At 59.2% G+C, this 12416-nt stretch carries 9 protein-coding genes; 5 read left to right on the top strand and 4 right to left on the bottom strand.

The annotated features are described in order from the left end of the window. Positions 1 to 80 precede the first annotated feature (80 nt). The 4 genes from KBY08_RS06725 to KBY08_RS06710 all read right to left on the bottom strand — a co-directional run bounded on the left by KBY08_RS06725 (position 81) and on the right by KBY08_RS06710 (position 6150). The gene (locus tag KBY08_RS06725; protein ID WP_225651093.1) at positions 81 to 1709 is read right to left on the bottom strand and encodes an ABC transporter substrate-binding protein; all 1629 of its coding nucleotides are present in this window, start codon (positions 1707 to 1709) and stop codon (positions 81 to 83) included. A gap of 257 nt (positions 1710 to 1966) precedes the next feature. Further along, on the bottom strand, positions 1967 to 3574 hold the full coding sequence (locus KBY08_RS06720) for an ABC transporter substrate-binding protein (protein ID WP_111522119.1): 1608 nt from the start codon (positions 3572 to 3574) through the stop codon (positions 1967 to 1969). Positions 3575 to 3670: 96 nt separating this feature from the next. Next, a complete protein-coding gene (locus KBY08_RS06715) occupies positions 3671 to 5227 on the bottom strand; it encodes an HET-C-related protein (RefSeq protein ID WP_111522118.1) in 1557 nt (518 codons plus the stop codon). Between the two features lie 209 nt (positions 5228 to 5436). Further along, entirely contained in the window at positions 5437 to 6150 is a 714-nt protein-coding gene (locus KBY08_RS06710; RefSeq protein WP_024652357.1) for an SIMPL domain-containing protein, read from the bottom strand. Positions 6151 to 6342: 192 nt separating this feature from the next. Between KBY08_RS06710 and KBY08_RS06705 the strand changes: the two genes are divergently transcribed. From KBY08_RS06705 to kdgD, 5 genes are all read left to right on the top strand, one after another. Next, the gene (locus KBY08_RS06705) at positions 6343 to 7602 is read left to right on the top strand and encodes an ATP-binding protein (RefSeq protein WP_024640040.1); all 1260 of its coding nucleotides are present in this window, start codon (positions 6343 to 6345) and stop codon (positions 7600 to 7602) included. After that, positions 7599 to 8162 carry a response regulator transcription factor gene (locus KBY08_RS06700; RefSeq protein ID WP_003400057.1) on the top strand — a complete coding sequence of 188 codons (564 nt, stop codon included), beginning with the start codon at positions 7599 to 7601 and terminating at the stop codon, positions 8160 to 8162. Before KBY08_RS06705 ends, KBY08_RS06700 begins: the two co-directional genes overlap by 4 nt. Before the next feature lie 89 nt (positions 8163 to 8251). Then, complete coding sequence (locus KBY08_RS06695) at positions 8252 to 9970, top strand: ABC transporter ATP-binding protein/permease (protein WP_111522117.1); 1719 nt, start codon at positions 8252 to 8254, stop codon at positions 9968 to 9970. A gap of 113 nt (positions 9971 to 10083) precedes the next feature. Further along, on the top strand, positions 10084 to 10833 hold the full coding sequence (locus KBY08_RS06690; protein ID WP_003400058.1) for a FadR/GntR family transcriptional regulator: 750 nt from the start codon (positions 10084 to 10086) through the stop codon (positions 10831 to 10833). Positions 10834 to 11421: 588 nt separating this feature from the next. Next, positions 11422 to 12333: a 5-dehydro-4-deoxyglucarate dehydratase gene (gene kdgD, locus KBY08_RS06685; protein WP_004411794.1), complete on the top strand. Its 912-nt coding sequence runs from the start codon at positions 11422 to 11424 to the stop codon at positions 12331 to 12333. The last annotated feature ends 83 nt before the right edge of the window (positions 12334 to 12416 follow it).

Raw genomic sequence — 12416 nt, 5'->3', positions numbered from 1 at the left:
GTTTCAACCCATCACTCGGGGCTTATATTCAAGTAGAGCGGTTTGCTGCGCCGGGTGAGCGGCGCAGCAAACAGTCGCTTTTACTTGCCGCTCACGCTCACACCGTAAAAGGAGTTCAAGCCAAACGGGCTGATCTTGAAGTCCTGTACTTTGGAGCTCATGGGTTGATAGACCGTCGAGTGCGCAATAGGCGTCATTGGCACGGCGTCTTTCAGGAGGTGTTGCGCCTGCTTGTACAGTTTGGTGCGCTCGGTCTGATCGGACGTTTGCTTGGCCTGATGGATCAGCGTGTCGAACGCCTTGTCGCACCATTTGGCAAAGTTGTTGCCATTCAGGGCGTCGCAGCCGAACAGGGTGCCGAGCCAGTTGTCCGGGTCACCATTGTCACCGCTCCAGCCGATCAGCATGGCACCGTTCTCGCCATTCTTGGCGCGCTTGATGTACTCGCCCCATTCATAGCTGACGATCTTGGCGTTGATACCGATCTTCTTCCAGTCGGACTGGAGCATTTCGGCCATCAGTTTGGCGTTGGGGTTGTAAGGACGCTGAACCGGCATCGCCCACAGGGTGATTTCGGTGCCTTCCTTGATGCCGGCTTCCTTGAGCAACTGGCGAGCTTTCTCGGGATCGTACTTGGCGTCCTTGATGGTGGTGTCATAGGACCACTGGGTCGGCGGCATGGCGTTGACCGCCAATTGACCTGCACTCTGGTAAACGGAGTCGATGATCTGCTGCTTGTTGACCGCCATGTCCAGCGCCTTACGCACTTCCAACTGAGCCAGCGGGTTTGGATGGTCTTCGCCCTTGATCTGAGGCATCACGTTGTAGGCGATGTAACCCAGGTTGAAGCCCGCCTGATCAGGCATCTTCAGGCTTTTGTCTTCCTTGAGGATTTTGACGTCGGCAGGACGCGGATAAGCCGTGATCTGGCATTCGTTTTTCTTGAGCTTCTGCATGCGCACCGAAGCATCGGTGGTGATGGCGAAGATCAGATTGTCGACCTTGACGTCCTCAGGCTTCCAGTAATCCTTGTTGCCGGTGTAACGGATGTTGGAGTCTTTCTGGTAGCTCTTGAACACGAACGGGCCAGTGCCGATCGGCTGCTGATTGATCAGCTCCGGCTTGCCTTCCTTGAGCAGCTTGGCGGCGTACTCTGCGGACTGGATGGACGCGAAGCTCATCGCCATGTTCTGGATGAACGCGGCGTCGACCATGCCCAGCACGAACTTGACGGTGTGATCGTCGATCTTCTCGATCTTCTTGATGTTGGTGTCCATCGCCATATCGGTGAAGTACGGGAATTCGGTCGGGTACGCTTTGCGGTAAGGCATGTCCTTGTCGATCATGCGATTGAACGTGAACAGCACGTCATCGGCATTGAATTCACGGGTCGGCTTGAAGTATGGCGTGGTGTGGAATTTGACGCCTTCGCGAAGATGGAAGGTGTACGTCAGACCATCTTCGGAGATGTCCCATTTGGTCGCCAGGCCCGGCACTACGGCGGTGCCGCCGCGCTCAAACTGACTCAGGCGGTTGAAGATGGTCTCTGCCGAGGCGTCGAAGTCAGTACCAGTGGTGTATTGACCCGGATCGAAGCCCGCTGGGCTGCCCTCGGAACAGAACACCAGATTCGATGCCGCGTGAGCGAAAGGTGCGCTGGCGAGCAAGCTGGCGCCGACCAGAAACGGAATGACCGCGTGTTTGAGCATGGTTGCCTCAGTTGTTGTCATTTTTGATTAGAGGGAACGACCTCGTGAGCCGATCCGTCCGATACTTATGCAGGGGCCATACCCAAAGCAAGACAGTGAGGCGAAAGAAGCGACAAAGAGTGGCACGATCGTACAGGAATGTCGCGAAAGTGTAACTTTCTTGGTAGTTGATCGTTTGCGCGACGCTTTTTCGATTATTTCGCGCACCAATAAGGCGCAACCGGGTGAGAAAAATGCACCCGGTTGGCGCTGTGTTGTTACTTCACTGTTCCCAGGCTGACACCATAAAAGGGTGTCAGACCGAAGGGACTGATCTTGAAGTCCTGCACTTCCTGGCGCATCGGCTGAAACACCTTGGAGTTGGCAATCGGGGTGATCGGCACCTGCTGCTTGAGAATGTGTTGAGCCTGTTGATAGAGCTTGATGCGTTCATCGCGGTTGCTGGTCAGCTTGGCCTGCTGCACCAGCTTGTCATAGGCCGGGTCGCACCATTTGGCGTAGTTGCTGCCTTTGACGGCTGCGCAGCTGTAAAGCACGCCGAGCCAGTTGTCGGGGTCACCGTTATCACCGGTCCAGCCGTAAATCATCGCGTCATGCTCGCCGGCCTTGGCGCGCTTGATGTATTCGCCCCATTCATAGCTGACGATGTTGGCCTTGATACCGATTTTCTCCCAGTCGGACTGGATCATCTGTGCCGACATGCGTGCATTGGGGTTCGACGCGCGCTGCACAGTCATGGCCCACAGGTCGATTTTGGTACCCGGCGCTACACCTGCTTCCTTGAGCAGCTGCCTGGCTTTGGTCAGGTCGTGCGGGGCGTCCTTGATGGTCGGATCGAAGCTCCACTGACCCGGCGGCAGCGCATTTTCAGCCAGCTGGCCCGCGCTCTGATAAACCGCTTTGATGATCGCCGGCTTGTCGATGGCCATGTCCAGCGCCTGGCGGACCTTGAGCTGATCCAGCGGCGGATGCGTAACGTTGTAGGCCACGAAGCCCAGGTTGAAGCCTGGCTGGCTGAGGACCTTGAGTTTCGGGTCCTTTTTCATCTCCTCGATGTCCTGCGGACGCGGATAGCCGCTGACCTGGCATTCGTTGGCTTTGAGCTTCTGCAGACGCACGGCGGCATCACTGCTGATCGAGAAGATCAGGTTGTCGATCTTCACATCCTCCGGCTTCCAGTACTGGGTATTGCCGACGTAACGGATCTGCGAATCCTTCTGGTAGCGCTTGAAGACGAACGGACCAGTGCCGATGGGCTTCTGGTTCAGGTCCTCGGCCTTGCCTTCCTTGAGCAACTGGTCGGCGTATTCAGCGGACTGAATGGACGCGAAGCTCATGGCCAGGTTCTGCACGAAGGCCGCATCGATGTTGCTCAGGGTGAACTTGACAGTCAGCGGGTCGACTTTCTCGACGCTCTTGATTGTCTTATTCAGGCCCATGTCGGTGAAGTAGGGCGACTCGGACGGATACGCCTTGCGGAACGGGTGGTTGGCATCGAGCAGGCGGTTGAAGGTGAACAGCACGTCATCGGCGTTGAACGTGCGCGTCGGGGTGAAATAATCCGTGGTATGGAATTTCACGCCGTCGCGCAGGTGAAAGGTGTAGGTCAGACCATCCGGCGAAACGTCCCAGCGTGTGGCCAGACCCGGCTCCACTTCCGTACCGCCACGCTTGAACTGGGTCAGACGGTTGAAAACGGTTTCGGCCGAGGCATCGAAGTCGGTGCCGCTGGTGTACTGGCTGGGGTCGAAACCGGCCGGGCTGGCTTCAGAGCAATACACCAGCGTGCTTGTCGCGTGGGCCAAAGGCGCGCAGGCCAGCAGCGCGGTGGTCAGCAGCAGCGGTTTGAAAAGTGTGTGTCCCATGGATCCCTCGCGTGGTACGGCAGTAACCGTGCTTGAAAGTCGACAATCAGCTAGACAACGGATAGTGCCGTACTTGGTCGGGGTCGGACAATACGCTTACTTGCCGGTAATCCTCGCCCAAAGGTCTGCCAGCGACACACTTTCAAAAAACACGTCCAGAAAATTGCTGCCGTCCTGACTAAAACGCTGCAAGTCCTTTTTCGTGCTTTGCTGCAATTGGATTCTGGACTGGTCCAGCTCGCTCTTGAGTGTCGCCCGCTCGACCTGTTCTGGATTGGCCTCGGCCCATTCCCGGACAATCGCGTCCTGCCAGTCGCAGTCCATGGGATGAGTGAAGAACCGCGTGGCTACCCGGACCGGATGTTCGGCGCCTTCCTTGCCATGCCATTGGCCCAGAACGGCCTGACCTACTTGCAGCACGGCCTTTCTGGCGAGGGTTGCGGCAAGCACATGCAGCGGGTGCTGCGCATGATCCTTGGCCAGTTGCGAATGTGACGGATCGGTCGAGCCGCTGCTATTGGGGTCTTCGTCGAGCAGGGTCTGCAGGTCGTCGACGCTGTTGCCAAGCCAGATGGCCAGACTTTGCATGACGGTGCCAAATGCATTGCCAAGCAATCGCCCCGGCGTACCGATAAAGGCGTAGAACTGTTCGACCTGTTCGGAGAACGGCTGGCTGGCCCACTGGTCCCGCGCTTCGAGAAAGGCCTCGTAACCCGTGAGCAGTCGCGGATCAGGGTGCTCGCCCAGAACGATCTGAATAATCTGGTCGCGCTCGTAACGTTCTCCAGCCTTGATCGCTTCGAACGGCTTTTCGTCTGTCGAGAACAGAATCCTGCCAAGCGGCTCAGCGAGGCTGGCGATGATATCGCTGCCACCGAACGTACCGGTTACCAGCGGCAGACGGTGCTTGCAGTCTGCTTCGGACGTCCAGGGCAGAATGCGCTCATGGCCGAGTTTGATCAGGCTGAGCTCGGCGAAGTTGGAGTGGGCGAAGAAGTCTTCGAGAATGTGCAGCGCCGCGCCCATGTCGCGCAAACCGTCTGTAGAGCCGGGGCCGCCATTGACGGCCGATTCCAGCCCCGCAGCCATCACCTCCACCGAGCGCTGAATGTAGCGTTTCATCGAGGTGTCAGGGTCGACCTTCAATAGCGGATCGTCAGGCAGCACCCAGGCGTCGAAGTCGGCGTCGCGTTCTTTTGGATTGGCCGGTTTGGGGTCGGGGGTTCTGGGGTTGTCGATGTGTTCAGCAGGACGATAGACGCCGAGGCGCTCTGCGTTCACGACGAAGCGCGAGCGGTCTGCCTTCATCAGATCGGTGAATTCCTTGACTGCCAGCACGTCCACAATGCGCGTCAGTGCGTCACGGGAAAGCAGGTCAGGGAAGCTTTTCGGCATGCTTGTCGCCCTGACGATTTTCGGATCAAGCAACTGCGAGTAGTCGCGCAGCCAGTTGCCGAAATAGATCGCGCGGATTTCCTCAGGCCTGAAACCTGCAGATTCGAGAACGGCTTCGATAGCGCCATGGGTATGTTTGTGTTTGTCGCCATCACCGGCTTCGAATCTCAAGGGGGTTGGAAGCGGTTCGCGATGGGTATTCATGTCCTGATCGTTGACAGTGGCAGGGTTGCGGGAAGCGTTATGCGGGGGATTCATCCTTGATTCCTTGATGGCAAGTGCGCGTTGGCCGGTTCGCTCAGCCAAGGCGATAGTGCTCGGAAGTGAGATGGCAAGTTTCGCGAGCCGCGAGATTACCGACAATCAGGCGGGGCATCAGCCAACGTAGGAGATTGCCGAGCAAGAGGGGGGAGTCAGGAGGAGGGGAGCGTGGAAAAGGGCGGCAGTCGATACTACCGCCCTGTCATTCACGGAATCGCGACTTCAATCACGCCATCTGCCGCAACGCTGACCTGGCTGGTGCCCGCTTCGACATCGGGTGTCGGTGCCGAGTCTGCACGCGAAGACTTTGCCATCATCATGACCGGCGCGCGCAGATACGGCTGCGGGTAGCCCGAGGTATTCAGGTTCAGGTTGACCAGCTTGTAGCCCGTACCACCCAACGCTTCGGTGACCAGTTGCGCGCGAGCCTTGAATGCGGTCACCGCGTCCTTGAGCAGGGCGTCTTCGCTGGTCTTGCGCGTCGATGGCGAGATCGAGAAGTCCATGCCGCCCATTTTCAGGTCGGTCAGCAGCTCGCCGGTCAGCTTGGACAGCACGGCGAAGTCTGCACTTTCCAGGCGCAGTTCGGCACGTTCACGCCAGCCGGTGATCTTCTGGCCTTTATCGTCGTAGACCGGGTAGCTGTTGCGGCTGCCCTGGCGGATCTTCACGTCCTTGACCTGGCGCGCCTGACCCAATGCCTTGTTCAGCGTCTCGGTGATCTGCGCGGCCAGTTTGGCCGGATCGCTGTCCTGCGCTTCGGTGTACAGCGTGACGAGCATCAGGTCGCGCTGCACCTCCTGATTGACCTCGGCGCGCAATGAAATCTGGTTGTAACGGGCTTCTTCAGCCATGGCGGGCAGGCTGGACAGAGCAGCGGCCAGCGCGACAAGGGTGGCGGCAGGGCGAAGGTTGAACATGAGAGCTCCTTGTTATCAAACGGCCGCCGACAGTTGTCGGGCGGCGCAAAGTGTTCTGACTGTAGCGCTTTGGTCCGGTTCCTGCGATGACCGAGTGCCCTGGCGTGCGGTGCGTTGACGCACTTTTTCAGTTTTGCCTCCCGCTTGGTTATACTCGCTGCGATCCGCCTGGAGCACTCATCAGGAGAGCTCATGCTCGCCCCCGTTCAAATGCTTTCAGCCACACGACAAAACCTGTGGCGCCTGACATTCATCCGTATTCTGGTGCTGGCCGCGCAGGCCGGCTCGGTTGGTATGGCCTGGCTGTTCGACTTTCTGCCGTTGCCCTGGCTGCAACTGTCGATCACCCTGGGCTGCTCATTGGTGCTCTGCGGGCTGACGGTCATCCGTCTGCGCACCTCGCTGCCGCTCACCGAGCTTGAATATGCGCTGCAACTGGCGCTGGACCTGCTGATCCACAGCGCGCTGCTGTATTACTCGGGGGGCTCGGCCAACCCGTTCGTTTCCTATTATCTGGTGCCGCTGACTATCGCCGCTGCCACGCTGCCGTGGCGCTACTCGCTGATCCTGTCCGGCTTTGCGCTGAGCATGTACACCTTGTTGATGGTGCGTTCCTACCCGCTGGAAACCGACTCCATCGCCCGGGAAAACATGCAGATCTACGGCATGTGGCTGAGTTTTGCCCTGGCGGCGGCAGTCATCACCTTCTTTGCCGCGAAGATGGCCGAAGAGTTGCGTCGTCAGGAGCAACTGCGTGCCGAGCGTCGCGAAGAAGGCCTGCGTGATCAGCAGTTGCTCGCCGTCGCGACCCAGGCCGCAGGGGCTGCCCATGAATTGGGAACGCCGCTGGCAACCATGAGCGTGCTGCTCAAGGAAATGCGCCAGGATCACAGTGACCCGGCCTTGCAGGATGACCTGTCCGTGCTGCAGGAGCAGGTCAAGCAGTGCAAGCAGACCCTGCAGCAACTGGTGCGCGCCGCCGAAGCCAATCGGCGTATGGCTGTCGAATATCAGGCTGCCACCCGCTGGCTGGATGAGTCCCTCAACCGCTGGCATTTGATGCGCCCGGAAGTGAGTTACCGTTTCTATAAGCTGGGCAAGGGCGAAGCGCCGATGCTGGCGCCGCCGCCGGACCTGACTCAGGCGCTGCTCAACCTGCTCAACAACGCTGCCGATGCCTGCCCCGATGGCCTTGAAGTCAACCTGGACTGGGACAGTGCGGAAATCTGCATCAGCATTCGCGACCATGGCGCGGGTGTGCCGCTGGCGATTGCCGAACAGATCGGCAAACCGTTCTTTACTACCAAGGGCAAAGGTTTCGGCCTGGGTCTGTTCCTGAGCAAGGCCAGCGTCACCCGTGCGGGTGGCTCGGTGAAGCTCTACAGTCATGAAGAAGGCGGTACGCTCACCGAGCTGCGCTTGCCCCGAGATACGCGAGGAGAAGAAGCATGAGTGACGATGACATCCAGGTCGAAGGCGAAGAGCTGCCGCACCTGTTGCTGGTCGATGATGACGCGACGTTCACCCGTGTGATGGCGAGGGCCATGAGCCGTCGTGGTTTTCGCGTGAGCACCGCCGGCTCGGCTGAAGAAGGGCTGGCCCTGGCGCAACAGGACATCCCCGAATACGCCGCGCTGGACCTGAAGATGGACGGCGACTCCGGTCTGGTGCTGCTGCCCAAGCTGCTGGAAATGGACCCGGAGATGCGCGTGGTGATTCTCACCGGTTATTCGAGCATTGCCACGGCGGTCGAAGCGATCAAGCGTGGCGCGTGCAACTACCTGTGCAAACCGGCTGACGCTGATGACGTACTGGCAGCGCTGTTGTCCGAGCACGCCAACCTCGACACGCTGGTCCCGGAGAATCCGATGTCGGTGGACCGCTTGCAGTGGGAGCATATCCAGCGCGTGCTGACCGAGCACGAGGGCAATATTTCAGCGACTGCGCGTGCGCTGGGCATGCATCGCCGGACCTTGCAGCGCAAGTTGCAGAAACGCCCCGTGCGACGTTGATGAAGGTTTTTTCATAGTGATCGATTAGGCGTTTTTTTGCTTCATTGTGCTCAGGCATCGTACGTTCAAAGAGAGCGAGCCTGAACCACATGAATCGCAATGCTGAATATTCTGCCGTCAACGATACTGTGCAAGGAGCATTTTTACCCCGCGTCTGGAAGCTGATAACGCCATATTGGCGCAGTGAGGAAAAGACCACTGCCTGGCTGCTGCTGGTCTCGGTGATCGCGCTGTCGCTGTTCAGCGTGCAGGTCTCGGTGTTCTTCAACAGCTGGTACCGAGACTTCTACAACGCGCTGCAGAACAAGGATCTGGCTGCGTTCACCCACCTGATCCTGTACTTCAGCGGCATCGCCGCGATCGCCATTCTGGCTGCGGTCTATCGCCTGTACCTGACCCAGTTGCTGACCATCCGCTGGCGTCGCTGGCTGACGGAGCAACACTTCGCGCGCTGGCTCGCCGACAAGAATTACTACCAGCTGGAGCAGGGCGGTTACACCGATAACCCTGACCAGCGCCTGTCCGAAGACCTCAACGAGTTCACCACCAGCACGCTCAGCCTGGGGCTGGGGCTGATGAGCGCGGTGGTCAGCCTGGTGTCGTTTTCGGTGATTCTCTGGGGCGTATCGGGCAGTATCGAGCTGTTCGGCGTGACCATTCCCGGCTATATGTTTTGGGCGGCCTTGCTCTATGCGCTGGTGGGCAGCCTGCTGACCCACTGGATCGGCAAGCGGCTGATCCCGTTGAACAACCAGCAGGAGCGATTCGAGGCGGACCTGCGTTTTGCCTTGGTGCGTGTGCGCGAGAACGCTGAAAGCATTGCCTTGTCCGAAGGCGAGCGCAACGAAAACCAGCGCCTGAGCGCGCGCTTCATGATGATCTGGAATAACTTCCGGGCCTCGATGAAGGTCCAGAAGCGGCTGACGTTCTTCACCTCGGGCTATTCGCAGATTGCGCTGATCTTTCCCTTCATTGTGGCCGCGCCACGCTATTTCGCCGGCAAGATCGAGCTGGGTGATCTGATGCAGATCAACTCGGCATTCGGCAATGTGCAGGAGAACTTCAGCTGGTTCATCAGCGCCTATGGCACGCTGGCGTCATGGCGCGCCACCAGCGACCGTCTGCTGAGCTTCCGCCAGGCCATGACTGACAATGAAGGTCGGCAGCCGGCCATCGAAAGAATTCACGGCGACGACACGCTGGACCTGCGCAATCTGGGCTTGAGCATTGCCGGTGGGCGTCAATTGCTGAGCGACGCCAGTCTGCAGGTCGGTGCGGGAGAGCGGGTCATGCTCAGCGGTCGCTCGGGCAGTGGCAAAAGCTCGTTGCTGAGGGCGCTGGGCGGTCTCTGGCCTGAGGGTTCGGGGCAGATTCGCTTGCCCACCGGCACGGCGCTGTTTCTGCCGCAACGGCCTTACCTGCCCATCGGCACCTTGCGTGAGGCGATGAGTTATCCACAGCCCGTCGAGCATTACCCGGCACAGCGCTTTGCCGAGGTACTGAATCAGTGCCGTCTGGAGCATCTGATACCGCGCCTGGACGAAAGCAACCACTGGCAGCGTTTTCTCTCACCGGGCGAGCAGCAGCGGGTGGCGTTCGCGCGTGCCCTGCTGGTCGCGCCGAGCTGGCTGTATGTGGATGAGGCCACCTCGGCCATGGACGAAGATGACGAGACGGCGATGCACTGCGCCATCATCGACGGACTGCCCGGCCTGACGCTGATCAGCGTCGGGCACCGCAGCAGCCTGAAACGCTTCCATGACCGGCATGTGCGCGTCGAGAGCGGCAAATTGATCGAGCAAGCGTGATCCGCAACGTTTTGAGGTCGATGCTATAGGGGACACGGCGCTTTTGAGGGTGTGATCATACAACCGCTGAGCTATGATTAGCCCATGTTTAGCAGTCCAGAGATCGATGTTGGATGGAAAATCAAAGCGCTCTGCCCCGCGCCCGCAGAAAACACCGCAGCCTCGCGCAGGAGCTGGTGACAGAGCTGTCCGAGCGTATTCGCAGCGGTCAGCTCAAGCGCGGCGACAAACTGCCCACCGAATCCGCAATCATGGAAGAGCAGGGCGTCAGCAGGACGGTCGTGCGTGAGGCGATTTCGCGTCTGCAGGCCTCCGGTCTGGTCGAGACCCGCCACGGCATCGGCACCTTCGTGCTCGATACGCCAAGCCCCAGTGGCTTCAGGATTGACCCGGCGACCATCGTCACCCTGCGCGATGTACTGGCGATTCTCGAATTGCGCATCAGCCTTGAAGTCGAGTCGGCAGGCCTGGCAGCCCAGCGGCGTAGTGATGAACAACTGGCAGCCATGCGTTCGGCGCTGGACGCGCTCAATGAAAGTGCGGCACACGCCACCGATGCCGTGGCCTCGGACTTCCAGTTCCATCTGCAGATTGCCTTGTCGACCGGCAATCGCTACTTCACTGACATCATGACCCACCTGGGCACCAGCATCATCCCGCGTACCCGGCTCAATTCCGCGCGTCTGGCACATGATGACCAGCAGCACTATATGAATCGGCTGAGCCGCGAGCACGAAGAAATCTTCGACGCCATCGCCCGCCAGGATTCCGATGCGGCCCGCGCCGCCATGCGCCTGCACCTGACCAACAGCCGCGAACGCCTGCGCCATGCGCATGAAGAGGCCGAATCGCAGCGGGCTTGAGGTTTGAAAAGAGGACGCAGAGCGTCCGGAACGGCATGCCCACGCTGGAGCGTGGGCACGATAAGTGTTCTCCCTGACATCTATCGTTCCTCACGCTTGACTATCGTTCCCATGCTCCGCGTGGGAATGCAGTTCGTGACGCTCTGCGTCACACAGCGGCTTTTCTTTGTCAGGTGGATTTGGGGTTGGCTCAGGTCACCTTTTCGCCCCTCGGCGAGTTACTTTGATGAGGCCAAAGTAACCAAAGCCTTTCGCTCCGTTTCCGGCCCGACTTCGTCGGGTTCCTTCGCCCTGTCACTAACGTCGCACTCTGCGTCGTCCGTGCCATCGTGGTAGAAAAGCACTTTTGCGGCAGTGGCTGCGATTTTGACTATCGTCCCCACGCTCCAGCGTGAGAATGCCTTTCGTGACGCTCGGCATCACACATCTACGTGGCATCGCAGGAGTCAAAACCGGGCCCCGTGCGCTCCCTCTGAAAAAACCCGAAATCCCTGTTGAGTGATTTTATTATCAGTTGTACGATGACTTACGACATCGGCGCTGACCCGGTGATCCTCTAACAATTATGTCCTCCAGGGTGTTCGAATAATGAATCCACAAGAACTGAAGTCCATCCTCTCTTCCGGTCTGCTGTCTTTCCCGGTTACCGATTTCAATGCCCAGGGCGATTTTCATCGCGCTGGCTACATCAAACGCCTCGAGTGGCTGGCTCCGTATGGCGCAAGCGCTCTGTTCGCCGCCGGCGGCACGGGTGAGTTTTTCTCCCTGGCTGCCAGCGAATATTCCGAAATCATCAAGACTGCCGTCGACACTTGCGCCACCAGCGTGCCAATCCTCGCCGGTGTAGGCGGTGCGACCCGTCAGGCCATCGAGTACGCTCAGGAAGCCGAGCGTCTGGGCGCCAAGGGCTTGCTGCTGCTGCCGCACTACCTGACCGAAGCCAGCCAGGACGGTGTTGCCGCTCACGTCGAAGCCGTGTGCAAATCGGTGAAGATCGGTGTGGTGGTCTACAACCGTAACGTCTGCCGCCTGACGCCAACCCTGCTGGAACAACTGGCCGAGCGTTGCCCTAACCTGATCGGTTACAAGGATGGCCTGGGTGATATCGAGCTGATGGTTTCGATCCGCCGCCGTCTCGGTGACCGTTTCTCGTACCTGGGCGGCCTGCCGACCGCTGAAGTCTATGCCGCTGCCTACAAGGCGCTGGGCGTGCCGGTCTACTCGTCCGCAGTGTTCAACTTCGTACCGAAACTGGCGATGGACTTCTACCACGCCATCGCTCGCGACGATCATCAGGCGGTCGGCAAGTACATCGACGATTTCTTCCTGCCTTACCTGGAAATCCGCAACCGCAAGGCCGGTTATGCCGTGAGCATCGTCAAGGCCGGCGCGAAGATCGCCGGTTATGACGCAGGTCCGGTGCGCGCACCGTTGACCGATCTGACGTCAGACGAGTGCGACATGCTCGCTGCACTGATGGACAAGCAGGGCAAGCAGTAACACCTGCCACGTCAAAGCCGCTGAGCGATCAGCGGTTTTTTCGTTGCACGGCATGACCCTTACAGGTGGCAGATGTCGTCGCC

This window comes from Pseudomonas sp. P135 (assembly GCF_020312125.1).
GTDB classification, from domain to species: domain Bacteria; phylum Pseudomonadota; class Gammaproteobacteria; order Pseudomonadales; family Pseudomonadaceae; genus Aquipseudomonas; species Aquipseudomonas fragariae.
The sequence above is the reverse complement of the archived record's forward strand: the minus strand, read 5'-3'. Positions and strand labels throughout refer to the sequence as shown.